General features: G+C 63.8%; 23 protein-coding genes. 14 read left to right on the forward strand and 9 right to left on the reverse strand.

Annotated elements, in window-relative coordinates; translation table 11 throughout:
* Nucleotides 1-181: 181 nt before the first annotated feature.
* Nucleotides 182-1654, reverse strand: a complete 1473-nt coding sequence (locus tag ACZYTC_RS11625) for a cryptochrome/photolyase family protein (RefSeq protein ID WP_488989656.1) — start codon at nt 1652-1654, stop codon at nt 182-184.
* Nucleotides 1655-1679: 25 nt separating this feature from the next.
* Nucleotides 1680-2966: a 3-phosphoshikimate 1-carboxyvinyltransferase gene (aroA, locus tag ACZYTC_RS11630; protein WP_488989657.1), complete on the reverse strand. Its 1287-nt coding sequence runs from the start codon at nt 2964-2966 to the stop codon at nt 1680-1682.
* A 345-nt stretch (nt 2967-3311) separates the two neighbouring features.
* Between aroA and ACZYTC_RS11635 the strand changes: the two genes are divergently transcribed.
* Complete coding sequence (locus ACZYTC_RS11635) at nt 3312-4535, forward strand: TCR/Tet family MFS transporter (RefSeq protein WP_454813549.1); 1224 nt, start codon at nt 3312-3314, stop codon at nt 4533-4535.
* A gap of 11 nt (nt 4536-4546) precedes the next feature.
* Here the strand turns inward: ACZYTC_RS11635 and ACZYTC_RS11640 are convergent, their stop codons facing one another.
* Together ACZYTC_RS11640 and ACZYTC_RS11645 are read right to left on the reverse strand one after the other, a co-directional pair.
* The gene (locus ACZYTC_RS11640; protein ID WP_488989658.1) at nt 4547-5290 is read right to left on the reverse strand and encodes an alpha/beta fold hydrolase; all 744 of its coding nucleotides are present in this window, start codon (nt 5288-5290) and stop codon (nt 4547-4549) included.
* 155 nt (nt 5291-5445) lie between these two features.
* Nucleotides 5446-6975 carry a UxaA family hydrolase gene (locus ACZYTC_RS11645; RefSeq protein WP_488989659.1) on the reverse strand — a complete coding sequence of 510 codons (1530 nt, stop codon included), beginning with the start codon at nt 6973-6975 and terminating at the stop codon, nt 5446-5448.
* Nucleotides 6976-7136: 161 nt separating this feature from the next.
* Between ACZYTC_RS11645 and ACZYTC_RS11650 the strand changes: the two genes are divergently transcribed.
* Together ACZYTC_RS11650 and ACZYTC_RS11655 are read left to right on the forward strand one after the other, a co-directional pair.
* A complete protein-coding gene (locus ACZYTC_RS11650) occupies nt 7137-7853 on the forward strand; it encodes a GntR family transcriptional regulator (protein ID WP_441772584.1) in 717 nt (238 codons plus the stop codon).
* 11 nt (nt 7854-7864) lie between these two features.
* The gene (locus ACZYTC_RS11655; protein WP_488989660.1) at nt 7865-8917 is read left to right on the forward strand and encodes an aldo/keto reductase; all 1053 of its coding nucleotides are present in this window, start codon (nt 7865-7867) and stop codon (nt 8915-8917) included.
* Nucleotides 8918-8999: 82 nt separating this feature from the next.
* Here the strand turns inward: ACZYTC_RS11655 and ACZYTC_RS11660 are convergent, their stop codons facing one another.
* Entirely contained in the window at nt 9000-9905 is a 906-nt protein-coding gene (locus ACZYTC_RS11660) for an EamA family transporter (protein ID WP_488989661.1), read from the reverse strand.
* On the reverse strand, nt 9902-10561 hold the full coding sequence (locus tag ACZYTC_RS11665) for a nitroreductase family protein (RefSeq protein WP_488989662.1): 660 nt from the start codon (nt 10559-10561) through the stop codon (nt 9902-9904). The genes ACZYTC_RS11660 and ACZYTC_RS11665 overlap by 4 nt, the downstream gene beginning before the upstream one ends.
* A gap of 122 nt (nt 10562-10683) precedes the next feature.
* On the opposite strand from ACZYTC_RS11665, the gene ACZYTC_RS11670 reads away from it, so the two are divergent.
* A complete protein-coding gene (locus ACZYTC_RS11670; protein ID WP_488989663.1) occupies nt 10684-11589 on the forward strand; it encodes a LysR family transcriptional regulator in 906 nt (301 codons plus the stop codon).
* Between the two features lie 62 nt (nt 11590-11651).
* Complete coding sequence (locus ACZYTC_RS11675; RefSeq protein WP_434955918.1) at nt 11652-12251, forward strand: hypothetical protein; 600 nt, start codon at nt 11652-11654, stop codon at nt 12249-12251.
* 82 nt (nt 12252-12333) lie between these two features.
* On the opposite strand, the gene ACZYTC_RS11680 is transcribed toward ACZYTC_RS11675, so the two are convergent.
* Nucleotides 12334-12924, reverse strand: a complete 591-nt coding sequence (locus ACZYTC_RS11680; RefSeq protein ID WP_488989664.1) for an isochorismatase family protein — start codon at nt 12922-12924, stop codon at nt 12334-12336.
* A gap of 366 nt (nt 12925-13290) precedes the next feature.
* Between ACZYTC_RS11680 and ACZYTC_RS11685 the strand changes: the two genes are divergently transcribed.
* The 7 genes from ACZYTC_RS11685 (at nt 13291) to ACZYTC_RS11715 (ending at nt 19044) form a co-directional block, all read left to right on the forward strand.
* Nucleotides 13291-14091 (forward strand): GNAT family N-acetyltransferase, encoded by an 801-nt coding sequence (locus tag ACZYTC_RS11685; RefSeq protein WP_488989665.1) that lies wholly within the window; start codon nt 13291-13293, stop codon nt 14089-14091.
* A 141-nt stretch (nt 14092-14232) separates the two neighbouring features.
* Nucleotides 14233-14535 carry a DUF2849 domain-containing protein gene (locus tag ACZYTC_RS11690; RefSeq protein WP_434955915.1) on the forward strand — a complete coding sequence of 101 codons (303 nt, stop codon included), beginning with the start codon at nt 14233-14235 and terminating at the stop codon, nt 14533-14535.
* 1 nt (nt 14536) lies between these two features.
* Entirely contained in the window at nt 14537-16204 is a 1668-nt protein-coding gene (locus ACZYTC_RS11695) for a nitrite/sulfite reductase (protein WP_434955914.1), read from the forward strand.
* Nucleotides 16188-16955, forward strand: a complete 768-nt coding sequence (locus tag ACZYTC_RS11700; RefSeq protein ID WP_488989666.1) for a phosphoadenylyl-sulfate reductase — start codon at nt 16188-16190, stop codon at nt 16953-16955. The genes ACZYTC_RS11695 and ACZYTC_RS11700 overlap by 17 nt, the downstream gene beginning before the upstream one ends.
* 198 nt (nt 16956-17153) lie before the next feature.
* Nucleotides 17154-17654 carry a DUF934 domain-containing protein gene (locus tag ACZYTC_RS11705; protein ID WP_434955912.1) on the forward strand — a complete coding sequence of 167 codons (501 nt, stop codon included), beginning with the start codon at nt 17154-17156 and terminating at the stop codon, nt 17652-17654.
* A gap of 114 nt (nt 17655-17768) precedes the next feature.
* Nucleotides 17769-18119 (forward strand): hypothetical protein, encoded by a 351-nt coding sequence (locus ACZYTC_RS11710; protein ID WP_434955911.1) that lies wholly within the window; start codon nt 17769-17771, stop codon nt 18117-18119.
* A 97-nt stretch (nt 18120-18216) separates the two neighbouring features.
* Nucleotides 18217-19044 (forward strand): class I SAM-dependent methyltransferase, encoded by an 828-nt coding sequence (locus ACZYTC_RS11715; RefSeq protein ID WP_488989667.1) that lies wholly within the window; start codon nt 18217-18219, stop codon nt 19042-19044.
* 34 nt (nt 19045-19078) lie between these two features.
* Here ACZYTC_RS11715 and ACZYTC_RS11720 read toward each other — a convergent pair whose 3' ends face one another.
* The gene (locus ACZYTC_RS11720) at nt 19079-20062 is read right to left on the reverse strand and encodes a LysR substrate-binding domain-containing protein (RefSeq protein ID WP_488989668.1); all 984 of its coding nucleotides are present in this window, start codon (nt 20060-20062) and stop codon (nt 19079-19081) included.
* Between the two features lie 143 nt (nt 20063-20205).
* On the opposite strand from ACZYTC_RS11720, the gene ACZYTC_RS11725 reads away from it, so the two are divergent.
* On the forward strand, nt 20206-21630 hold the full coding sequence (locus ACZYTC_RS11725; RefSeq protein ID WP_488989669.1) for an MFS transporter: 1425 nt from the start codon (nt 20206-20208) through the stop codon (nt 21628-21630).
* Between the two features lie 33 nt (nt 21631-21663).
* Here the strand turns inward: ACZYTC_RS11725 and ACZYTC_RS11730 are convergent, their stop codons facing one another.
* Nucleotides 21664-25107 carry a YhdP family protein gene (locus ACZYTC_RS11730; protein ID WP_488989670.1) on the reverse strand — a complete coding sequence of 1148 codons (3444 nt, stop codon included), beginning with the start codon at nt 25105-25107 and terminating at the stop codon, nt 21664-21666.
* A 295-nt stretch (nt 25108-25402) separates the two neighbouring features.
* On the opposite strand from ACZYTC_RS11730, the gene ACZYTC_RS11735 reads away from it, so the two are divergent.
* Nucleotides 25403-25873, forward strand: coding sequence for a peroxiredoxin (locus tag ACZYTC_RS11735; protein WP_441772597.1), 471 nt, complete (start codon nt 25403-25405; stop codon nt 25871-25873).
* Nucleotides 25874-26015 lie beyond the last annotated feature (142 nt).

A 26015-nucleotide genomic window follows, 5' to 3' on the forward strand; every position in this document is an offset into this window, starting at 1 on the left:
GGCACAAGCGTTGCGATTTTATCACCAAGGATCTCATCTGGCTCTTCGGCTGGGCGAGATAAGACCATTTCCATTCAAACGTGCCATCGAAGTCCCCCTCGCCCCGTTTTTACGGGAAGAGGGTAAGGGTGAGGGGCAGTGCCGCCTATCAAACAAAACACCTATTCTTCGTCGCAGCACATCATCCACGTAGCGAGCGCCAAGCCGCCAATGCCCTTTCGCGAGCAACCTTGTGATCGACGATCGGAAGAGGATAGGTCCTACCGAGGCGGATGCCAGCCGCATCGAGTTGCGCGGACGAGGCGGTCCAGGGCCGATGAACGAAGGGAGCGGGCAGGCGCTCGAGTTCCGGCAACCACCTCTTCACGAAAACTCCATCCGGATCGAACTTCTCGCCCTGGGTCACCGGATTGAAGATACGGAAATAGGGTGCGGCGTCAGCGCCCGATCCGGCCACCCATTGCCAGCTCGCCGGATTATTGGCCGGATCGGCGTCGACCAAGGTCTCCCAGAACCGGCGCTCCCCTTCCCGCCAATCGATCAGCAGATGCTTGACCAGGAAGGAGGCGACGATCATGCGGGCGCGATTGTGCATCCACCCGGTCGCCCACAGCTGGCGCATGGCCGCGTCAACGACGGGATAGCCGGTCATGCCCTGCTTCCAGGCGGCGAGATCTCCGCTGTCCTGGCGCCAGGGCATCGCATCGAAATCCGGCTGAAGATTGCGCTCATGCAAGGACGGGCAATGATAGAGCAGAGAATAGGAAAACTCGCGCCAGCCGAGTTCCGACCTGAACTTGTCGACGTCGCGATCGCCGGCCGTCATGCCGCCATGCTGGCGCGCCGAGAGCGCATGCCAAAGTTGCCGCGCGGATACATTGCCGAAGCGCAGAAAGGGCGAAAGCCGCGACGTCGTCCTGTCGTCGAGACGATCACGATCGTTGGCATAACCGGCGAGATCCTCGTCGAGGAAGTCCTGCAGGCAGCTGAGCCCTGCCGCTTCCCCGCGCGTCCAGTCCGCACGCATCGCTACGGCCCAATCGGGACGCTGGGGATCGGGCTCGAGGGCGGTTGGGTAGCCGAAGCGTTGAACCACTTCTTCGGCAAGCGGCGCAAAGGTGGGCTCGGCCGGTGCCGGCAAGGGCGGCTCGACGGTGCCCTGTCGGAAGGCCCGCCAGAAGGCCCCGAAGACGCGATAGGGTCCACCCGATTGGGAGGAGATCGTCCAGGGCTCCCGCAAGAGGGAGCCGTTGAAGCTGTGGGCTTCGACACTGCGAGACCGCAGCCCCGCCTTGATGCCCGTATCGATATCCCGGCCAGCCGGATCATAGCGCCTGTTCCAGTAGACGGCGCCGGCAGAGACCTTGTCTACAATTGTATTCAGGATCTCCTCGGCTGCGCCGGCGAGGACATGCAATCGCCCGCCTTTTTCGCGCAGGGCCGCATCGAGCGCCACGAGCGACCCGTGCAGCCACCAGAGCGCCGCGCCCTCCGGCCGGCGCCGGCCCGTCCCTGCGGGTTCGTGGATATAGAGGCAGAGGATCGGCGCCCCACTCTGGCAGGCGGCATGCAAGGCGGGATTGTCGCGCAGGCGCAAATCATCGCGAAACCAGACGATACCGGGCTTGGCCGCGGGGGAAACCGTTGTCGCCATGCCTCTGCCCCCGGTCAGCGCGCCTTCACGCGTGGCTTTCCTCCAGCTTTACCCCGAGCGAGGCCAACGCCTGCCAGTAGCCGGGATAGGTCTTGGCGACGCAACCTGGATCCTGGATGGAGATGCCGTGGATCTTCAGCCCTGCCAGCGCGAAACTCATGGCGATGCGATGATCGGCGTAGCTGTCAATCGAAGCCGGCAGGGTCTGGCCTATAAGCCCGGGATCGGAAGCAACGATGAGGTCATCGCCCTCCTCTCTGGCGAGATCGGGACGAATGCGGGTCAGGCCGTCGGCGAGCGCGGCCACCCGGTCGCATTCCTTGACGCGCAGATTGGCGATGCCGGTGAAGCGCACGGGCGTCTGGTTGAAGGCGGCGAGCACAGCAAGCGTCGGCACCGCGTCCTGCATCTGAGAGCCATCGATCACCGGCGGCAGATGCGGAAAGGCCGCGATCAGCGCATGGGCCTTGGCGTCCGGCTGGGTGAAGGCTTCAGCCGGCACGCCAAGATCGATGGCGCCCGATGTCAGCACCTCGGCGGCCCATAGATAGGTCGCGGCGGAGGCATCCGGCTCGATCAGATAGTCGGTGGCCCGATAGCCCGTCGGCGACACCCGCCAGGTCCGGGCGTCGGGCCGATCGATCTCGGCACCAAAAGCACGCATGGTGGCGAGGGTCAGGTCGATATAGCCGCGCGCACCGATCCCCTCGCCTTCCCGCCCACCTGCCAACACGATATCGACAGGGTCCTGGCCGCAGGCGGCCACCATCAGCAAAGCGGAGACATATTGGCTTGATAGCCCCGCATCGATCTCGACCCGCCCTGCCCCGAAGCTGCCCTTGCCGTGCACGGTGACGGGCGGGCAGCCGGTCGGCGCCTCGGCCGCGATACCGAGGGTGCCGAGTGCAGCAACCAACGGCGCGATTGGGCGCTTGCGCATATGGGCATCGCCGTCAACCACGACATCGCCCTCGACCAGGGCCGCCGCGGCGGCCAGGAAGCGGGTGGCCGTGCCGGCATTGCCGAGGAAGAGGGGCGCAGCCGGCTTCATCAGCCGGCCCGAACTGGTGACGGTGAAGCTGGTCGCATCGGGCTCCTCGATGGTGACGCCCATGGCCTGTAGCGCCAGCGCCATGTAACGGGTGTCGTCGCTCTTGAGCGCGCCGGTCAGGCGGCTGGTTCCCTTGGCCAGCGCCGCCACCAGCAAGGCCCGGTTGGTGATCGACTTGGAGCCCGGCGGCACCACGCGTCCGCGCAGCGGGTGATCCGGCGGGATCACCGTGGTCAGATCTCCGCTCCAATCCGTCGACATCCTCTATTCCTTCATTCCAAGAGCAAAGCGCGTTTAAACGGAAACGTCTTTTTGCTCTAAATCTTTGTTTCAACGCGTCTTTGCGATTCTTGGCGATTCCGCCAAATCACAAAACGCTCTGGCCCCGCCGCAGCGGGCAGAATGACGCAATCGCGCCCTCTCTACGATTGTTGCGCGGTTGCGCCAAGTGAGAACCAATCCCGCCGTCTCCGGCCTCGTGGATTGCACGCCGCGGCTGCGGCCAGCTAAGCAGAATTCCTGCTGATAGTTCCCGTGGCTCGATCAGCAGGAATTTGCTTGGAAGAGCAACCTGCGGAGGATCTGGTTTTTCAGATAGGGTGCCCCATGACGGAATCGAAGACCAGCCCCCACGCCCTCACCTTCGTGCTTATCACCGTGCTGATCGACATGATCGGCCTTGGCATCATCATTCCCGTGCTGCCACGCCTGATCGAGGGGGTCGCGCATGTCGACATCGCGGAGGCTTCGGTGATTGGCGGCTGGTTGTTCGTGGCCTATTCGGCCATGCAGTTCCTGTTCGGCCCGATCCTCGGCAATCTCTCCGATGCACATGGGCGGCGGCCGGTGCTGCTGCTTTCCATCGGGGGCCTCGGCATCGACTATCTGCTGACCGCCTTCGCCCCGACCATCGCCTGGCTCTTCCTCGGGCGGCTGATCGCCGGCATCTGTGGCGCCTCCTACAGCGCAGCGAATGCCTTCATCGCCGACATCACCAGGCCGGAGGAGCGCGCCAAGGCCTTCGGCATGGTCGGTGCCGCCTTCGGCGTCGGTTTCGCGCTGGGCCCGGCACTGGGCGGCCTGCTCGCCGGGTTCGGCCCGCGCGCGCCTTTCTTCGCCGCGGCGGCCCTGTCGCTCGCCAACCTCGTCTATGGCTATTTCGTGCTGCCGGAGACGTTGGCGCCCGAAAAGCGCCGCCCCTTCGCGCTTTCCCGCGCCAACCCGCTCGGCACCCTGATCGCCTTTCGCCACCACCCCTTCCTGCTCGGCGCCGGCCTGGTGCTGTTCCTGCATTTCCTGGCCAACAACGTCTACCCGGCCATCTGGGCCTATTACACGATCTATCGCTATGGCTGGAGCGAGTTCGATGTCGGCCTGTCGCTGGCGGCCTTCGGCGTGATCACCGGCATCGTGCAGGGTGGTCTAGTCGGCGTCATCATCCGGCGCCTCGGTGAATGGCACACCGCCGCGATCTGTCTGGCGCTCGAGGCGGTCGTGCTGGTCGCCTACGGCCTGGCCAGCAAGGGCTGGATGATCTACGCGCTGCTGGGCTTCTCGAGCCTTGCCGGCATCGCCATGCCCGCCATCAACGCCATGATGTCCCATCAGGTCGACGACGATGCACAGGGCGAATTGCAGGGCGCGATCTCCGGCCTGATGGGCATCACCGCCATTCTGAGCCCGGCCATGGCGACCCAGCTTTTCGGCCTGTTCGCCGGCAAGCAGGCGGTGATCGAATTGCCCGGCGCGCCCTTTTTTGCTGCCGCCATCATCGCGGCGCTCGCGTTGCTAGCCTTTCTCGCCGTGCCGGAGAAGCGGCGGGCGTCCTAGAGCAAAACGCTCTAGCTACCTGGCCTGAGCCAGGCCCTGACGGCTCGCGCCCCTTCCGGCGCGTGTTCGTAGACGACGCTGTTGTGGTTTCCCGCGGTCCAGATCATCTCGAGGCCGTGGCGCTCGGCGAAGACCTTCATATGGCGCCCTCGAATATCGTCGCGGCCGCACCACATCAGCACCGGCGCTCCGCCGGACAGCAAGGCCTCCGCCAGGCCGTCCATTTCGGCGAGCGCATTCCAGCTCGCGCGCAGGCCCGGCTCGTCCGCAGGCGTCACCCACGAGACCAGATGCGGCACGAAGGCCCGCGCCAGTTCGAGGGCCTGTTCGAAATGCAACGGTCCGTCGAAGCCCGGAGGAAAGGCGGCCGACACGCCCTTCACCGGGTCCCAGCCGCCGAGCGTCAGGGATTGCAGGCGATCGGGACAGTGCCTGGCCATGCCGGCCGCGGTCCACGCCCCCATCGAGTGACCGATGACGTCCGCGCTCTCGATTTCGAGGGCATCCATCACGGTCGCGACCCTGCCGGCCTGGTCCTCCAGGCGATAAACGGCCGGATCCGCCGGCCCGTCGCTCTGGCCATGGCCGAGCGCATCCACCAGCACCACCGTGTGATCGGTCAGGAACGCTTCAGCGAAGCCGCCTTCGAGCCAGCATTGCGAGCTCAGCAAATGCCCATGCAACAGAATGACGGGCGGTCCCGCGCCGACTGTCTGATAGTGGGTACGATGACCGTTATGGGAGATAAAGGGCATGGCAGATGGTCTTTAAGGAGAGAATGGCACAGAATTTGTCATACCCGGGCTTGCCCCAGGTATCCAGGGGCCGCCAGATGCCGGCCTGAGGCACTGGATTGCCGGGTCAAGCCCGGCAATGACAAGCAACGTACAATCCGACCCGATCCGGAAAGTTACATCGTCGCGCCGACCTGCCAGGGCACGAACTCGTTGGAACCGTAGCCGAGTTCTTCCGACTTCGACTTCTCGCCCGAGGCGACAGCCAGGATCTTGTCGAAGATCTCCTTGCCCTTCTCCTCGATCGAGACGCCCTCCAGCACGTCGCCGCAATTGATGTCCATGTCGTCCTGCATGCGGCGATAGATGTCGGAATTGGTGGCGAGCTTGATCGAGGGCGTCGGCTTGCAGCCATAGGCCGAGCCGCGGCCGGTGGTGAAGCAAAGGACGTTGGCGCCACCTGCGACCTGCCCGGTGGCCGAGACGGGATCATAGCCGGGGGTGTCCATGAAGACGAAGCCCTTCTCTTTCACCGGTTCGGCATATTCATAGACGGCGGTGAGCGTGGTCGTACCACCCTTGGCCGCGGCGCCGAGAGACTTTTCCAGAATGGTGGTCAGGCCGCCGGCCTTGTTGCCGGGCGATGGGTTGTTGTCCATCGAGCCGTTGTTCTTGGCTGTATACTCTTCCCACCACTTGATGCGCTCGACCAGCTTCTCGCCGACCTCGCGGCTCGCGGCGCGGCGGGTGAGTAGGTGCTCGGCGCCATAGATTTCCGGCGTTTCGGAGAGGATGGCCGTGCCGCCATGATGCACCAGCATATCGGCGGCGGCACCGAGGGCAGGATTGGCGGAGATGCCGGAATAGCCGTCCGAGCCGCCGCATTGCAGCGCCAGGATCAGCTCGGAGGCCGGGATCGTCTCGCGCCTGGCCTGGTTGGCCAGCGGCAGCATCGCCTTGATGCGCTCCATGCCCTGCTCGATGGTCTTGCGCGTACCGCCAGTGTCCTGGATCGTCATCGTCTGGAAATGGTCGCCCTCGACGATGCCATACTCGGTCTTCATGCGACCGATCTGGAACACCTCGCAGCCCAGGCCCACCAGCAGCACGGCTGATATGTTGGGATTGGAAGCGTAGCCCCATTGCGTGCGCTTCATGATCTCGAAGCCTTCGCCCCTGTCGGCCATGCCGCAGCCGGTGCCATGCACGAAGGGCACCACGCCATCGATGTTGGGATAATCGGCCAGGACGCCGGACTGGTTGAAGGCATCCGCCATGAAACGGGCCACCGAGGCCGAGCAGTTCACGCTGGTGAGGATGGCGACATAATTGCGCGTACCGGCCTTGCCGTTGGGACGGCGATAGCCCTGGAAGGTTGCCTGCTGGTCGAGCGGCAGGATCGATTCCTCACGCGCGTCCTGTGCAAAGGCGTAATCGCGCTCGAAGGCATGGAACTCGCAATTGTGCGAATGGACGTGGGAACCCGGCACGATCACCTGTGAGGCGAACCCGATGATCTGGCCGAACTTGACGATCGGCTCGCCCTCGCCAATCGGCACGACGGCAATCTTATGGCCCTTGGGCACGCGCTGCAGCGCCGCCACGCCCTCGACATCGGCCCCGGGCTCGATCACGTCGATGGCGACAAGCACATTGTCCTTGGCATTGAGACGCAAGGTCAGGGCGGTTTTGGCAACGATCTGCATGACGAAATCCAGGTGAAAAGTACCAAAGCGTTTTCCAGAAAAGTTGATAGACTTTTCGATTGAGAAAACGCGTCAGAACAATGAGTTGGAGAGAAAGTGCGATTTTGGACAAATCGCACTTTGCTCTAGGCAAGGGCAAAAGCCATTGCTAACATGTTAGCATGTCAGATGTCACCGTCAAAGCCTCTTATGCCTTCCTCGAGCCGCTTGGCATGACGGGCCGCGGCGGCACGACGGAACGCGTGCTGGCGGTCTTGCGCGAAGCCATCATCGGTTTCGAACTCGCGCCGGGCGAGGACATCGACAAACTTGCCATCTGCGAAAGGCTGGGCGTGTCGCGCTTTCCGGTCTCGGAGGCCCTGGCCCGCCTGCAGGCCGAGGGGCTGGTGGAAATCCTGCCGCAACGCGGCACTCGCGTCTCGCGAATCCGACTGGCTGAAGTGCGCCAGAGTATGTTCATCCGCCGTGCCCTGGAGGCCCAGGCGGTGCGCAGCCTGGCCCGCGATCACGACGACAGGCTGCTGCCGGCACTCGAACGCAATCTGCGCTACCAGCAGGCGGCTGCCGAGGCCGGCGACCGGCGCGGCTTCCACCTGCTCGACCTCGAATTCCATCTCATTCTGCTCGATGCCCTCGGCTTTGCCCGCGTCAAAGCGGCTGTGGAGGCGGCCCGCGCCAATCTCGATCGCGTGCGCCGCCTGCTTTCTTCGCCCCGGCACATTGCCCTCACTTTGGTCGACCACCAGGCCATCGTTTCAGCCCTGCGAGGCGGCGATGCCGATGCCGCCGCCAGGGCAATGGAAGCGCATCTCGATACCGTCATCACGGAGCTGGTGGCCTTCGCCGCCGAAAATCCCACACTGTTCGAAGACCTGTGAAGAGAGAGGCCATGACCAACAAATTGCCCGACAGCAAATTCGCCATCCGCAAACACACCAGCCGTTCCGGCGCTGTGATCCCCTTTACCGAACTCGGCTTTGGTACAGCTCCGCTCGGCAATCTCTACCGGGCGCTCGACGAGGATGTCGCCGCCCTCACCGTCAACGCGGCCTGGGATGCCGGCATCCGCTATTTCGACACCGCCCCGCTCTATGGCCTGGGCCTCGCCGAGACGCGCCTCAATCCCCTGCTGCGCCGACGCAAGCGCGAGGACTACGTTCTCTCCACCAAGATCGGACGCCTGCTCAAGGCGGTGCCGCCGGAAGAGCGCACCGGCATCGGCAAGTTCTTCGACACGCCCTCCCGCCAGCAGGTCTACGACTATTCCTATGACGGGGTGATGCGCTCGGTGGAGTTCTCGCTCGAACGCCTTGGCATCGACACCATCGACGTGCTGCTCGCCCACGACGTCGACATCTTCACCCATGGCTCGAAAGAGGCCTCCGACCAGCGCATCAAGGAGTTGATGGAGGGCGGCTACCGTGCGCTCGAACAGTTGCGCAGCGAGGGCACGGTCAAGGCGATCGGCGCCGGCATCAACGAGTGGCAGGTGGCGGAAACCCTGGCACGCGCCGGTGATTTCGACGTCTTCCTGCTTGCCGGCCGTTACACCTTGCTCGAACAGGATGCCCTCACCAGCTTCCTGCCCTATTGCGCGGAAAAGAAGATCGGCATCGTGCTGGGTGGCCCTTACAATTCCGGCATCCTGGCGACCGGGCCGCGCCCGGGCGCCTTCTACAATTACGATCCGGCGCCGCCTGCGATCCTTGACCGGGTTGCCCGGATCGAGCGGGTCTGCGCCTCCCACCACGTCAAGCTGGTCGAGGCCGCGCTGAAATTTCCACTCGGCCATCCCCAGGTGGTTTCCGTCATTCCCGGCGGCCAATCGCCCCAGGAAGTCACGCGCAATGCCGAGATCATGGGCGCCAAGATTCCGGCGGCACTCTGGGACGACCTCAAGGCCGAAGGCCTGCTGCGCGAGGATGCGCCAGTACCGGCCTGACCAGGGCGCGCACGACCTACGACAAAAATGGCGGCCATTGGCCGCCATTTTTATTTGTATACATACGCAGACACTACAGCCGTCAGTGTCCCCGCACTCCAGCCTGCAGCTTCTGGCTCGCCCAGACACTGCCGATCACCAGAACCATGCCGATGAGTTGTACAACCGTGAGCGACTGGCCGAGCAGGCCCCACCCCAGCACCACGGCGGTCAGGGGTGACAGGAAGAGCAGCGAGGCCACCGCAGAGGGGCCGAGACGGGCAATGCCGCGGAACCAGAGCATATAGGTCAGCGCCGCACCGATCAGGGTGAGATAGGCGAGGCCAGCGACATTTCCGAGGCTGAGCGCCGGCAAAGGCGGCTCCACCCATAATGCGACAGGCACCAGGAGAAGGCCACCGGCCGTCAACTGCCAGGCCGTGAAGGTGAGCGTCGACACCGGAGGCTGCCAGCGCCGGCTCATCACCGTTCCCAACGCCAGCGACAGCGCCCCGGCAAAGCCGGCGGCAATGCCGACCGGATCGAGCACGACACTGCGCGGTGCGATCAAGAGCAGCATCACGCCGCCCAAACCCACCAGGGCGGCCGCAATCGCCGTCAGCCGCACCGGCGTGCCCAGCACGGCCCGGGTCAGGAAGATCACGATCAGCGGCTGGATAGCGCCGATGGTGGCCGCCACACCGCCCGGCAGCCGGTAAGCGGCGATGAACAGCATGGCCAGGAAGAAGGCGACGTTGAGCGTGCCAAGCACCACGACGCGCCACCACCAATGCCCCTTCGGCAATTGCCGCACCAGCAGGAGGAGGAGCAATCCCGCCGGCAAAGCGCGCAGCATCGCCACGGTCAGCGGATAGCCGGGCGGCAGGAGCTGCGTGGTGACGATATAGGTGCTGCCCCACACCGCCGGGGCGATGGCGGTGATCAACACGTCGAGAGGCCGGCCGTGCCCCATGGCGCTCCCTGAAGAAGCCTGACTGAGACTGCTCATGACAGCACCATCACGTCTTCCAGAGGCCGCCGCGGCTTTTGCGAGCCATTGCCCTCCGCCGCTCGGCCGACCGCGACCAGCATCACCGGGATCTCGTCCGGCCCGAGGCCGAAACCGGCCCTGACCGCCTCGGCATCGAAGCCCGTCATCGGCCCTGAGGCCAGGCCCGAAGCGGAAGCGGCCAGGATCAGCGTCGCCGCCGCCAGGCTCGCCGAACGGATGGCCTCGTCGCGTTCGGCCTCGGCATTGTCCTCGAATTGGCGCCGGGCGGCCGCGACCCAGCCCTCCAGCACGCCTTCCGGCATCAGGCCCGCCTCGACCGCGGGACGCAGCCGCGCGGCGAGGTCGACCCGGCCCGCCAGCATGCCGCAGACGATGAAGGTGACGGCGGCATCGCCGACCTTGGCCTGGCCATGCGCCGCCTGGCGCAGGCGCGCCTTGGCCTGCGCTTCGCGCACCGCGATGAAACGCCAGTTCTGCAGATTGTAGGCTGAGGGCGCCGAGGTCGCCAATCGCACCAATTCGCCGATGTCGGCGTCGGACAGCCGATGCGAAGGATCGAAATGATTGGCCGATACCCGGCCTTTGATGGCGGCTTTCCACCGGGCCTCGACCAGTGCGGTGTCGGCAACGGGGATCTTGGCGAAATAGGTCATGGCTTGCCTGCTTGATGTCGGGGGAGCGCGTATTGCGATCACTGCAGATCAATCTAGGCATTCACCACAGAACGATAATATGGGATGAGATTACGATATTCATTACCTGAGGTGTTCAATCAATGGATCAGTTCACGGCCTTCAAGGCTTTTCGCCAGGCGGCCGAGCGCGGCAGCTTCGCTGAGGCTGCCCGCGCCCTCGGCCTGTCGCCGGCGGCAATCAGCAAGAATATCGGTGAGCTGGAGGCGACTCTGTCGCTGCGCCTGTTCAACCGCACCACCCGCCGCATGAGCCTGACGGAAGCTGGTGCCCTCTATTACGAGCGCGTTCGCCAGATTCTCGACGACATCGACGACGCCGGTGCCTCGATCGGCGCATTGAGGCAAGCCCCCACCGGGCTCCTGCGGGTCTGTTCGCCGATGACCATGGCGCTCAAATGCCTGACCCCGGCCTTGCCCGATTTCCTGCATGCCAATCCCGCTCTATCCCTCGACCTCAACATGGACGACCGCCGCATCGACATCATCCAGGAAGGCTACGACATTGCCATTCGCGGCAGCGATCTCCTGGAGGATTCAAGCCTGGTGGCCCGTAAGCTCATGGCCGTGCCGCATGTGGTCTGCGGCGCTCCGTCCTATTTCGCCCGCGCCGGCCTTCCGGCGCGGCCCGAAGATTTGAGGCAACACGATTGCGTGCGCTTCACCCTGTCTTCCCATGCCGATCACTGGCATTTCGACAGGAATGGCGAAACAGTCGGCGTGCCAGTGAGAGGCCGCTTCAAGGTGACGTCGAGCCTCGCCGTCCGCCAGGCCTTGCTGGGTGGCTTCGGCCTCAGCCTTATCCCGCGCATCTATGTCGAGGACGATCTGCGCACCGGCCGGCTACAGCCGGCCCTGACGGACTGGCACAGCATGGAAACCTCCATCTTCGCCATCTATCCTTCCAAACGCCACTTGGTGCCGAAAGTCCGGGTGTTCCTGGATTTTGCCGCCGAACAGTTTGCCCGTTCGACATTTCCCGAAATCTAGGGCCGGAATCGCGAATGTCTCGGAATGGGACATCGGTTCCCCTCAAGAGCAATAGTCGATCCATGATGACAAAACCGTCCGCCCTGCTCCTGCTCGGCACCTCGCATGTCGGCAAATCGACCTGTGCCCACCACATCGGCAGCGCCCTCGGGTGGCCCGTGATTTCGACCGATCAATTGGGTCGCCATCCGGGGCGTCCCTGGACGGGTGTGCCAGACCCCGTCATGGAATTTTATCTCCGCCTGGCGGACGACGCCATTCACTGGTTTCTCCGAGTCCATCACGAGAACATACGCCCGCTCATCCAGAGCAAGTTGCAGGCGCTACGCCAAGAGGGCAACGGCTTCGTCTTGGAAGGGGCAGCCCTTCGGCCTGAATATTGTCCCGACTGGGCGATCGGCGCGGCACTGGTCATCTGTCTCCACGCCGAGCCTCGGGCCTTGCGGGAGCGCATCGAAAGAGGGAGCCGTTATTCCCAGCAAGACGACCGGATGAAAATCGCCATCGACAAGTTCGCGGAACGATCCGTTCGCGAGAATGAAGCCTTCGTCGAAGCCGCGACCAGGCACGACATCCCCCTGATGAATGTCAGCGATCCGAACAGCGCCGATCGCCTGGCCAAGGATCTGATTTCCCGCCTTGCCGGTCGATCAGAATCGTGAGCGGACGAATCGCTGCCCCGTCGGCATCTTCCGGGTCGATCAATCGGCCCGGAGCGTCGCTGGGGTGAGGCAACACGACCGCTCAATCCTTCATGGCTTCCTTGATGGCATCGATGATCACGGCACTCGAGCGGATGCGGGCGACGCGCGGCAGGACATGATCGATCGAGAAGCGATGCATGTCGGCCGTCATGCTGCTGGTGGCGTCCTCGACTACGATGGCGGCATAGTTGTAGGCGAAAGCATCGCGGACGCTGGCTTCGACGCCGAAATTGGTGGCAATGCCGCTGAAGATCACCGTGTCGATGCCACGCCGGCGCAATTGCAAATCCAGTTCCGTGCCGTGAAAGGCGCTCCATTGGCGCTTGGTGATCACCACATCGGCCTTCGAAGGGTTGATCCTGTCATCGAAGGCAACAGCCTCGGGGGGCATTTTGTCCTCGGGCAGGATCAGGGGTGCATCCACAGGAACCTTCACCACATCCCCATAGCCGTCGGAAAAAGCCACGCGCACCAGGACGACCGTGCCACCCGCCTTGCGCAGCGCCTTGCCGATGCGCAGCGACCGCTCGATGACATTCTCGCCCGAATGCGGCGCCACCGGCCGGCCGACGATCCAATTCTGCAAATCGATCATCACGAGGGCGGTATGGCGGGGGTCCAGACGCAACATGGCAAGCTCCGATAAACGTCGATGCGCTGGAGCAAGCCGCGTTCATGGCTGAACGCTTGCCTGCTCTAGCTGTTGTTTCCGCACGTCTTTGCAATTCCGGGCGAGTCCGTCCAATCGCAAGACGCTTCGGGCACCGCGAGGTGCAGTCGGGCCGTGTCGTCGGTTATGGCTTTGCTGCGATCCATAACCGACGACACGGCCCAGGGTAGTCAGCCTTGTAGGAGCAGCCCCGCGCAAAGCTCAAGTCGACCATCCGGTCAAGCTTGCGCTACAAAAGGATGATCAGTCTGACGCAAAATATGGCGCCTTGTCGCCAACCTCGCGGCGGACCACCGAGGTTTCAACGAACAGGCAGTGCATACAACCATGGCAGACAACAACGACGTTCTGGCCCGGCGCGTGGAAGAGGCATGCCTGAACGGCTGGCCAGCCTTGAAGACGATATGGCTCGACGGCTGGCTGCTGCGCTTTTCGCACGGGCACACCAAGCGGGCCAATTCCATCAGCCTGCTCTGGCCCGGCACGCGCCAGCCACGGGAGCAGATACGCTCGGCCGAGGCATTCTATACCCATCACGGCTTGCCCACCATCTTTCGCCTGTCGAGTGTTTCGGCGCAGGATATCGGCGGCGCCTTGGACGAGGCCGGATATGGCCCGGGCGAAGATGAAACCTGCGTACTCTATCGCGACTTTGCCACCGCCCGGCCCCAAGGCAACGGCAGCGCAGCGCTCGTGCGGCCCGGTCTCGACGACATCTGGTTCGAGGCCCATGCCCGCCTCCAGAAATTCTCCGCAGCGGCCGCCGCCAACGCTCGCGCCTTGTTCGGCGCCGTCGCCGTGCCCACCGGTTATGCGGTTTCGCTGGCCGGCGACGGCCGCCCGGCCTCCCTCGCCTTCGGCGCGGTGTATGACGGCATCGTCTGCCTCAACGCCGTGGCGACCGATCCCGAGTGTCGGCGCCAGGGTCATGCCTACGGCGCCATCAACGCCCTGCTTGCCTGGGCCCAGGACGAACAGGGCGCGAAAGGAGCCTGTCTCCCGGTGGTGGCTGGCAACGATATCGGCAGGTCCCTCTACCGTTCGCTCGCCTTTTCTACAGAAGTCAGCCGTTATTCTTATCGCCGCAAGGTTGCATGGTCGCCGAGCAGCGTTGCTCAGGATGCATGACTTTCGGGTCATCTCATTGATAAATAAAATGAATTTTTAAAACACCTATAAATAACATTATTTTTACGTATTGAAATCTATTTGACAAATTGCGCGCGAGAACCGATATCGTGGATGAATTCCAATCAGGGGTTTTTCATCATGCCGCTCGCTATCACAGCCAACCGCCTCAAGGATGGGCGCGTGGTGTTCCGCACCCCCAGCGGAAACTGGTCGCTCGATGTGGCGGACAGCGCCATCGAGCCCGATCAGGCAACCGCCGATGTGATCCTCGCCGGCGTTACCGCCGCTGCCAATGAGCAGGATGTCGTCGAGATCTATGCCGTCGAGCTGGACGTCAGCGGCGAGAAGCCCCGTCCCGCCAAACTGCGCGAGGCCATCCGGGCGCTCGGCCCGACCATCGCTTACCTGCCGAAGACCGAACTTGCCGAGGCTGCCGAATAAAATGGGTGCCCTCTACCGTTATGACGAGTTCGACCACGCCTTTGTGAACGCGCGCGTCACCGAGTTTCGCGACCAGGTGCAGCGCCGCATCGCGGGCGACATCACCGAGGAGGAGTTCAAGTCCCTTCGGCTGATGAACGGCGTCTATCTCCAGCTGCATGCCTATATGCTGCGGATTGCCGTGCCCTACGGCACGCTGTCCTCAAAGCAGCTGCGTACCCTCGCGACCATCGGCCGCCGCTGGGACCGTCACTACGGCCACTTCACTACCCGCCAGAACCTGCAGTTCAACTGGATCGCCCTCAAGGACGTGCCCGACGTTCTGCAGGCGCTTGCCGATGTCGAGATGCACGCCATCCAGACTTCGGGCAATTGCATGCGCAACGTCACGGCCGATCATTTCGCCGGCGCCGCCGCCGATGAGGTCGCCGATCCGCGCGTCTATGCCGAAATCATGCGTCAATGGTCGACGGCTCATCCCGAGCTGTCCTATTTGCCGCGCAAGTTCAAGGTCGCCATCACCGGCGCAGAGGAAGACCGGGCCGCGGTCAAGGTCCACGACATCGGCTATCAGATCGTGCGCAACGAGGCCGGCGAAATCGGCTTCCGCGTCTTCGTCGGCGGCGGCCAGGGCCGTACCCCCATGGTCGGCAAGGCCTTGCGCGATTTCCTGCCCGAAGCGGATCTCCTCACCTATACCGAGGCGATCATGCGCGTGTACAATCTCGAAGGTCGCCGCGACAACAAGTACAAGGCACGCATCAAGATCCTCGTGCATGAAAAGGGCCTCGACGCCATCGCCAAGGAAGTCGAAGCCGAGTTCGACCGCATTCGCGACGGCGCCCTCAAGCTGACGCCGGATTCGGTGGCGGCGATGCAGCAATATTTCGTCGCCGGCCCGTTCGAGACGATCTCCGGGACGCCGGTCTTCGACAAGGCCAGGGACACGGACGCTGACTTCGCCCACTGGGTGTCGGTGAACGTTCACGCCCACAAGCAGTTGGGTTATGGCATCGCCACCATTTCGCTGAAGCCGATCGGTGGCATCCCAGGCGACGCCTCCTCCGACCAGATGGATCTGGTGGCCGATCTCGCCGATCGTTATTCGCTGGGCGAGATCCGCATCAGCCATCTGCAGAACCTCGTGCTGCCGCATGTGAAGCTCGACGACCTGCCGGCCCTGTTTGCCGTGCTGCAGGGCGCGGGCCTTGCCACCGCCAATGAAGGGCTGATCACCGACATCATCGCCTGCCCAGGCCTGGACTATTGCTCGCTTGCCAATGCCCGCGCCATTCCGATCGCGCAGGGACTGTCCGAGCGCTTCGGTTCGGCCAAGCGCCAGGCGGAGATCGGCAGCCTGCCGATCAAGATTTCCGGCTGCATCAATGCCTGCGGCCATCACCATGTCGCGGCGATCGGCATTCTCGGCGTCGACCGCAAGGGCGTGGAAAACTATCAGATCACCTTGGGCGGCTCGGCCCGCGAGGACTGCTCGATCGGCGAACTCGTCGGCCCCGGCTTCGGCAGCGAGGCCATCGTCGACGCGGTCGAGAAGGTGGTCGACACCTATCTTGGCCTGCGTCTCTCCCCACAGGAAACATTCCTGGAGGCGGTGCGCCGTGTCGGCCTGCCGCCCTTCAAGGAGGCACTCTATGGACAGCGTGCTTGATCTTTCGGTCGCTCCCGTGACCGTCGGTTTGGCCAGCCCCGCCATCGATCCGGAAGCGCAGGCCATCGCGCTGGCGGCGCAATATCACGACGCCGATGCGCAGACCGTGCTGCGTGCGGCGCTGTCGCTCTACAAGGGCGGCATTGCGCTTGTCTCGAGCTTCGGCGCCGAATCGGCCGCCCTCCTCCACATGGTGGCGGAGATCGACCGCGCCACGCCGGTGATCTTCCTCGACACCGGCCGGCTGTTCAGCCAGACCCTGCTCTACCGCAACGAGCTCGCCCGCCGGCTCGGCCTCACCGATCTGCGCACGGCCTCGCCTCGCCAGGCGCTGGTACAACAGGAAGACCCCGATCGGCTGCTGGCCTACAGCAATCCCGACATGTGCTGCTGGATCCGCAAGGTCGACCCGCTCGACACCGCCCTGGAGCCTTTCTCGGCCTGGATCACCGGCCGCAAGCGCCACCAGGCTTCGACCCGTAGTGCCCTGCTGCCCTTCGAGGCGGATGCCGGGCGCATCAAGGTCAACCCGCTGGCGGACTGGACTGGCAAGGACGTGTCGGACTATCTCGAACGCCACGATCTGCCGCCCCACCCCCTGGTTGCCGACGGCTATCCCTCGATCGGCTGCATGCCCTGCACCAGCCGCGTCGCCGAGGGCGAGGATGCCCGTGCCGGACGCTGGCGCGGCAAGTCCAAGGTCGAGTGCGGCATTCATGTTTCGCCTGAGAAGGCCGGAAGTGGTATCTGATAACAATTGACATTGTAGTTGACCGTCATTGCGAGCGGAGCGAAGCAGTCCAGGCGCCGAAAGGCGCATAATTGGGGCTTCTGTTTAGCTCCGCTCGCACTGGCCCTCGACGAGTCGAGCTCCATGCAATTTGGTATGAGAGACGACTTCCATACTGTTGAGAAGCCTGCGCTTTGCGTGGGGATTTAGGAGACGCGCGTGCCCCTCTGGAAGAATGGCCGTTTCGAGGCAGACATCTATACGCTCGCCGGCGACGAGGACGCCTTGCCGGATGGCGCCATGATCGTCTCGCTGAAGCGCTTCCTGGCCGAAAAGGACAGCCTCGCTTCCCGCAACGCGCCGGTCGGGGTAGTGCTGCAGCCGGCCGACGACATCGACCTTCTGGCGGAGGCCCTGCCGAACCTGCCGCTGCTGGCCCTCGCCTTCCCCAAATTCGGCGATGGCAGGGCCTTCTCCCTGGCGCGTATCGCCCGCGAGCGCTACGGCTTTGCCGGTGAGTTGCGCGCCGTCGGCGACATCCTGTTCGATCGTATCGCCTATATGATCCGCTGTGGCTTCGATGCCCTGGACATCAGCAATGGCCCGACGATCGCCGCGCTGGAAGCCGGCAAGGTGCCGATCTCGCACAAGCGCTATCAGCCGACCGGCAGCGACGAAACCAAGGCCGACAAGCTCAAGCCCTGGCGCCGGCTGGGATAGCCCGAGCATAAGGCGCTCGAGGCAAGCCGATCACCTCGCGCAATGGTGACCTGCAACCATCAAGCTTGCCCTTGTCCAAATATCGGCCCACAGTGCCTGGGAATCGGAGGCTGCATGCTCTCTTTCCAGGTAATGTTCATTCGGGCCATGTCTTCGGCTCTCGAAACCAGTCAAGCCAGCGCCGTCACCATCGGTCACCGTATGCCCATCCTGGCAACACTGCCATTCTGGCCCCACCCCGACAATCTGATCGAAGCCAGCCTCATGGTGACTGAAAAGTTCGAGGCTCTTGCCGAAGGCGCGGTTGCAGCGACTGGCGAGATGGCCGCGCTCGGCCTGCGCGCCGCTTTCGGCAAGGCCGATGCACAGGATCTGGCGTCCGGCTTGATCTCCGTTGCCGTCGCTGCCGCCAAGCCGGCCGAGCAACGGGTGCGGGCCAATGCTCGACGCCTCTCGCGCCATTGATGTGTGGCGTCGGCGCCAAGCGCGGCGATTGGTTCCATTCAATGGACAAGGCAGCCCGCTGGGCGCCCTGTCAGTTCCCCTGTAGCGTAGCCGGGCCATGGAAAAGGTTTCTCTGAGCCAGGAGAAGGAAACCCTTCTCATCACCCTCTACGCCAAGGGCCAGGAAAGCCACCTGCCCGACTCGCTTTTGCAGGACCGCTTCGCAGCATCGGCGATAGACCGGATCGATTACGATTTCTCGCGCCTCGGCATCAACCGCGACATGATGATCGGGCTGGCGATGCGCGCCTACATCCTGGACAACTGGGCCCGCGCCTTCCTTGCCTTCCACCCTGACGCGATCGTGCTGCATCTGGGCTGCGGCTTGGATTCCCGGGTCTTCCGTATCGACCCACCCCCCAGCGTGCACTGGTTCGACATCGACTATCCCGATGTGATCGCGCTCCGGCGCCGGCTCTATCCCGAGCGCGATGGCTACAGCCTGATCGGATCCTCCGTCACCGATCCTGCCTGGCTCGAGACCATTGTGCCTGAAGGTCGCCCGGCGCTGATCCTTGCCGAAGGCATGTTTCCCTATCTGCAGGCCGACCAGGCCGTTCCCCTGCTCGACAGGCTGTCCGGGCATTTTCGCAGCGGCGAGATTGCCTTCGATGCCTATAACAGCCTCGGCCTGCGCATGATCCGCAAGCAGCCCTCCATACGCGCCACCGGCGCACAGCTGCATTGGAGCCTTGGCGATCCCCATGACATTGAACGCCAGATCCCGCGTCTCAGGCTGATGCAGGAATTGCTCGCCTATGACAGGCAGGGTTACGATCCCGCGCAGATCGCCCGAATGTCCCGCCCTGCCCGCCTGGCCGTCTGGTTGTTCAAGGCCATCCCCGTCCTCGGCCGGGTCGGACGGCTGCTGCGCTACAGGTTCTGACCGACCAAGCGACTGGCGATCGCAGAGCCACTTTTCAGATGCGGTCCGGACGGGGAGCAGGCTGGCTCCAGTCTTCTTCCACAGCAAAGCGCTTTAGCTTTTGACGCTGATCGTCAGCCTCGGCGAGCATCCAATCGCGGAACGACATGATCCCGGCGTCCTCGCTGCGGCCTTCTGCGTAGACGAGGTGATAGGTGTGGTCGCCAGCCATTTTGACACCGACATCGAACAGTCTCATCAGCCGCCCTTCGGCAAGGTCGTTGGCAATCATGGCGAGATCGGCGAGGCCGATGGCGCCGCTGTCGATGACGGCCTGCACCACATGGCTGGTATCGGAAAAGGCGACGCAGCCACTATCGTCGAAATCCTGGACACCGGCAGCGGCCATCCACATGCGCCAATTCGGCCAGACCAGATCGCCCCGGCGCCACTCCCGGTAGCACAGCGTCTGCCGCTTGAGGTCGATCGGCCTTTGGAAGCCGCCGCCGGCTTCGAGCCGCTTCGGACTACAGACGGCGACGACGATGGTGTCGAACAGCCGGACTGAACGAAGCCCGTCATATCGACCGTCGCCGAAACGGATGGCGAGGTCGACATCGTCGACCTCGAAATCACGGACCTCATCGGTGATGTCGAAACGCAGGTTCAAGCCTGGATGGGCAGCCTGGAAGGCCGGGAGCCTCGGCAGAAACCAATTGGTGGCAAAGCGGGCGCCAAGAGACAGGCCGAGTTGCGCCGATCCGCGCTGCAGTTGCCCGGCACGGCTGACAGCGCGCTGCAGAGTGTGAAGTGCCTCGCCGACCGCCTCGAACAGAACCACACCCGCCGGAGTGAGTTGGATTCTGCGGCTGGTGCGCGCGAACAACACCAGGCCGAGTTGTTCCTCGATCTCCTTGACCTGATAGCTGACCGCCGCCGGCGTCAGGCCGACCTCCTCGGCCGCGCGGGTGAAATTCAGATGCCGGCCCGCCGCCTCGAACGTCTTCAGGGCCCGGGTTCCCGGCAGGGTGCGCTTCATCAATCTTCAAGCCAATTTTGATGTTTCATCGAAAATTACTCGTTTTTCATGGCCTCATCAATCATCCATGACAGTACGGCTTGACAATCAAGGGGCCGGGAGGCGGCGACCTGTCTTCTCGGCGCCCCATATGGAGTGATTGCATGTCTGTCGGCACCGTCCCTTGCGAGGCGTATCCGGGCGATCTCGCCCACCCCTCCCCGCCCGATCCAGGCACGGCCTTTCGCTGGCCCGCCCGCCTGTGGATCGTCCTTCTCGTCTCGAGCGGGGTCATCCTGCTCGATGGCCTCGACGTCTCGATGATCGTGGTGGCGATACCGCAGATCCAGCGGGAATTCGGCATGAGCGCCGCCACCGCGCAATGGCTGGCCGGCGCTTATATCCTGGCCTTCGGCAGCTTCCTTCTCCTGGGCGGGCGCTGCGCCGATCTGTTCGGCCGGCGTCGCATGCTGGTCTCGGCCATGGCCGTATTCGTCCTCGTCTCGGTGTTCGGTACCTTCACCAGCGATCCCTCGCTGCTGATCGCCTCGCGTTTCGTCAAGGGCATGGCGGCGGCCTTCACCGCACCGGCGGCGATGTCATTGCTGACAACCACCTTTCCCGAAGGCCCCCAGCGCAACAAGGCGTTCGGCATCTTCAACGTCTTCGAGGCCTCCGGCTACTCTTCCGGCCTGTTGATCGGCGGGCTGCTCGCCACGCTGAACTGGCGGGCCGTGTTCATCCTGCCGGTACCGGTCGCCTTGCTGATCCTGTGGGCGGCGCTGCGCTTCGTGCCGGCAGACCCGCCCACCGCCAAGCGGATCCGGCTCGACCTCGGCGGCGCGCTGACCTTGCTCGGCGGCATGCTGACCTTGGTCCTCGCGCTCGTCTCCGCCGCCGAAACCGGCTGGCTTTCGCCATGGACCATCGGTGGCCTCATTCTGGCAGGCCTGCTGCTTGCCGGCTTTGCTGCCATCGAGAGCCGTGTCGAGGAGCCCCTGATCCGCCTCGGCCTGTTTTGCAATCGCAGGCTGGTGGCCGCGAATGCGAGCGCGGCCCTGCTCTATGGCGGCGCCATGGGCTTCCAGTTCCTGCTTGGCCTCTATCTGCAGAACCTTCTGGGCTGGCAGCCCTGGCAGATGGCGCTCGTCCTGCTACCCGCAGGGTTGATGGTGGTGATGATCGGCCCCAAGCTCGGCGCGCTGATGGACAGGTTTGGGGTTACCCGCATTCTGCTCCTCGGCCTCGCCGCCTTCGTGCCCTGCTACCTGCTGGCGCTCCGCCTCGGTCCGGAGCCGGAGCTGTGGACCCTCTTGCTGCCGGTGTCGCTGCTCTGGGGTTTCGGCTTTGCCCTCAGCATCTCCGCCTTGATGGTTGCCGGAACCAGCGGCGTCGCCGACGAGGAACAGGGCCTCGCCGCCGGTCTTCTCAACAGTTCCCTGCAGGTCGGCGGCGCCTGCGGCCTTGCCGTGGTCACCGCGGTCATCATGCCGGCGACGGAGGTGGCCATGCTTTCCTCCGGCGTGGTGGTCAGCCTGGTCTTCGCATTCCTGACGCTGCTGGTGCAGCTGGCCCTTCGGCGCGGCTGAGAGTACAGGGCCGGAGCGGTACCGGGACAGCTCTCAATTGGTCTGCTTCTGGAACTCGAAGATCTTGCGCAGGAAGCCGGGCGCAATCGCCGAAAGCGGGTTGACCGTGAGCACCGGCGCATTGACCCGGCCCGATACCTTGAAGTTGATGGCGAACAAGCCGCCATATTGGCCGCCGCTCAGCAGGCCGCCGATGAGCGGGATCTTGGAGAAGATGTTGTTCAGGGCATAGGCAGGCACGAAGGTGCCGGTGAGGTTGACCCTATCCGTGCCATAGTCGAGGGCGCCCGACAGGCTGACGCCGACATCCGGCCCCCAGACGACCGAATCCAGGATGCCGATACGCGAGGCCGTCCGGGTGAAGGCGAGTTCGAGTCTGGTGAACTGGGCGGAGTCGCCGCTGCCAGGCGCATATGAAGAGAGTTTGCCCGCATTCTTCAACGTGCTGCGATATTGCCCCAGAGCCGTCTCGTTCTCCACCGAGAAGCTGCGCATCACCAGGCGGCCGCGCATATTGTCGATCACCGGTGAGAAGCGGGCACCGAGCGCACCGCCGCGCAGACGGGTGTAGAGATCCAGGAAACGCATGACGGCACCGGCATTGGTGGACTGGACCGTGACAAGATTGCCGTCACGCCCCTCATTGCCCAGCGAGGCGGTGAGCTGGCCATTGACCAGCCTGCTGCTGAGATCGAGCTTGCGGATCGTCGTGCCCTTGCTGTCCAGCATCAGGCCGAGATCGGCGAGCGTCTCGTCGTTGAAGCCGACCACCTGGCCCAGCCTGATGTCGGCATTGACGCTGGTGCTGGCGCTGCCACCCTTGGCCCGCTTCTGCAGCATCGACAGCAAGGGGCGGGCATCGAGCCGGTTGCCGCGCACGAATACCTTCCAACCATTGCCGAGCGGCTCGAAAACACCCTGGAAATCATCGCCCGGCGACAGGCTGATCCTATCCATCATCGCCTTGCGCAGCTTGTTGTCCGGGCCGAGCGTCACGGTGCCGCGCAGCGAGACCGGCCCGCTGTCCAGCGTCAGCTTGTCGAGCGTACCGCCGCCCTTGTCGGCGGGATCCCAACTGAAGCTGAGCTTGCCCGGAGCGCCGGCCGGCTTCTGCCAGCCCGGCAACAGGTCCTTGATACGCACCGCGGCCAGATCGATGTCCACATCGTAGCGCGGGTCGCGCGGATCGGCGACCGGGTGAATGTCGGCCTGAACGGGCCCCGTCAGCGCATCGCCGAAATCGAAGCCCTTACGCTTTCTCGTCGCCTCATCCAGGATGACGCTGAGGGCCATCTGTGGTTCCTGGCCTTCGGCCTTGCGCAGGTCGAAATTGGCCGGCAGCCCATCGAAGACGCCCTTGCCGGTGAGCAGCATCAGTCCCGGCTCTAGCGAGAGCTTCATCGTGCCGTTCTGCAAGCTACTGCCGGCAACGTGATCGATCTGCATTTCCTGCACGCCGCCCGTGATGGCATATTTGATGTCGTCAGGACGGGGATGGTCGATCAGCGGCAGGTCGAGCTTGACCTTGAGATCGGCTATGCCATTGACCTCATCGGGCTTGATATCCATGCCCTTGGCGGCCTCGGCCAACGGCGGCATGGTCATCAGCTTGGCTACCGCCTGTGCCGGACCTTTCACTCCGAAAACCGCGGACTGGCTCGGCGGCTTCTGGGCGAAATCGTTGATCTTGTAGGTCCCGTCGGCAAGGGCGAGCGTACCGGTGTCACCGGTCTCGACCGAAGCGCTGTCGATACTGACAGTAAGACGACGGCCCGAGAAATCGACCCTGCCCTCGGCATCGCTGATCGGCGGCAGCGTATCGACGATCTGAACAATGCCTTTCGACATCGGGACCGAGCCGGAAAGCGCCTCGTCCGGCAGGGGGGGAGTCTTGCCATTGACCGAAGCGAGCGCTCCCTGGGGAATAGCGAGCTTGAGCGTCGCTCCATCGGCGACACCGCCCTTGATATGATCCTCCAGCCAGATCTTGGCCTCAGGTATCGAGAAGACGGGCCATATCCGGGTCAGCGCCACGGCCGACAGGGTCTTGGCCTTCGCCGTCAGGTCGATCGCGGGGGTCTTGCCGCCGAAGCCGACAGCGCCGCTGAAATCAATGGCGACGGTCGGCCCCAGCACCTCGCCCTTGTCCAGGCTGAGACGATTGGTGGCGGGATCATAGCGTCCGGCAAGATCGATGCGGTCGAGCTTCAGCGGCGGACGTTCCTCGCGGCGGCCTGCCAGCAGCACGTCCGGCGCCTGCAGATCGTAGGTCCAGACCGGCCCCGTCGCGTCGGAAGGCGGAACGACCTTGCCCTTGAAATCCAGGATGCCCTCACCCGATCTGACCATGGCCTGGACAACCTGGACGGTGCCAGCCGTCTTGTTCCAGTTCAGGCTGATCTGAGCGCCGTCGAACACGAAGGGCGGTTCCTTCGGCTCGACATTCCAACTGCCCCCGGCGCTGGTAACGCTGACCTCGGCCATCTCGACCGAACCGTCGGGATTGATGGTCGCACGGGCCAGCACATCGAAGGAGGCCTTGACCGATGGCTGTTCGACACCCGGCGCCAACGCGGCAACGAGTTCGGTGACGCCAATATTGCTGGCCTTGACATCGATCGAGCGCGGATCGCCGTCTCCTCCTTCGGTGGTGGCATTGATGGAGCCGCCCGCGGCGGCCAGGGCCACCGACAGGCCACCGGCAGCGGCGGTCCGGCGAACGGTCAGATTGATGCCGCGATGAACAGTGTCATGGCCGATCGCCTGGTCGTGCACGGCCAGCGCGGCATCGCGCAACTCGACCCTGTCGATGGAGCCGATCGAGGCGATCATCGTGTCGAAGCCGTTGAGAACCGCCGCAAGCGACAGGGCCCCGCCCGCGGGTGGGGCCGTGGTATCGACCCCGGCCTGGAGCGTGAATCGGCCGTCGATGCTGACATTGACGGTAGCCGCCGCGCCCTCCACCACGATCGATCGCGCCGTGACGTCGCCAAGGAGCAGCGACGTCAGATCGAAACCGGCATAAACGCGCGGTGCCGAGGCGATCACGACGTCATGTTCCCTGACGGTCACGCCGCGGATCATCGCAATCAGCCCCTCCGGGCGGCGTTCGATCGCCACATCGTCCAGGCTGAGGCGATAGCCCGGCGGCAATTTGGCGGCGATGGCCTGATGCACGGTCTGGGTGATGAAAGGCAGCGATAGAGGACCATTGCCCAGCCGCCAATAGAAGATGCCAATGGCAGCCCCGACCACCACCGCAGCCGTAACGACCACGGAAACGGCACTTCGCAACAGCACCCGGCCGCTACCGCGCCGCGGCCGGGCCGGGGAGGCCACGGGCGGTGCTTCTGAATCTGCCGGCAACGCCTCCACGGGATGGTCGTATGGCAATTGGCCCGCAGCGTTCTCCAGGGCCGCCGGTTCATCGGCGGCAGCCGTCGTTTCATGCACTGCGTTGTGTGCGTCCCTCGCCATCAACGATTCGCCAGCCCCTTGCGCTCGATCCTTCATGCCCCACGGCATGCCGCTGGGATCATGGCCTCACCCAGGTTGCCGCACCGTTAAGGAAACGCAGTAGGATGAAGATGCAAATTGTTGAGATAAGTCGACAATTTAATATCGTCTTTCTCACGAATACGCTGGGCAAACACACACCGGACTTCCTCATCCCGATAGATGAGGGCCATGGATGCAAAACGGCCTGGACCGTGCCTGCTCCGAAACATACACGATTGTGCCTTGACGTACCATTTTGCCGAAAGGATGGCATATGCATCCCCTGCAGGCCGGTGAGGCCGCTCCCGCCTTTTCTCTGCCACTTGCCGATGGCGGCACGATCCGGCTTGCAGATTTCCAAGGCCGCAAACTGGTGATCTTCTTCTATCCCAAAGCGGATACACAGGCCTGCACCCGTGAAGCCGTGGAGTTTTCAGCCGCCAAGGCGGATTTCGCCGCCGCCGGCACGGAACTGCTCGGCGTCTCGCATGACCCTGTGCGCAAGCAGCAGAAATTCGTGGCAAAGCACGGATTGACCACGGCAATCGCCTCCGACGAAAGCCTCGATATGCTCAATGCCTACGGTGTGTGGGGTGAGAAGCAAATGTATGGTCGCACCTATCTCGGCATCGAACGCACCACGCTGCTGATCGACGGCAAGGGCGTCGTCGCCCGCGTCTGGTCGAAGGTGCGCGTCGCCAACCATGTCGCCGAAGTGCTCGAAGCAGCGCGCGCATTGGCGTAATGGCAATCTTGGTTTTTCATTTAAGCGGGATTTGGAGTGTCAGCCCCACTCCATCACCTGATGGAGCTGAGAGGCTGACACTCCGTGGCTCCCGCCCCTTCATAAAACAAACGCAGCCGTGGTGCCAAAGGCGCACTCGGCC

This window comes from Labrys sp. F242 (assembly GCF_057813875.1).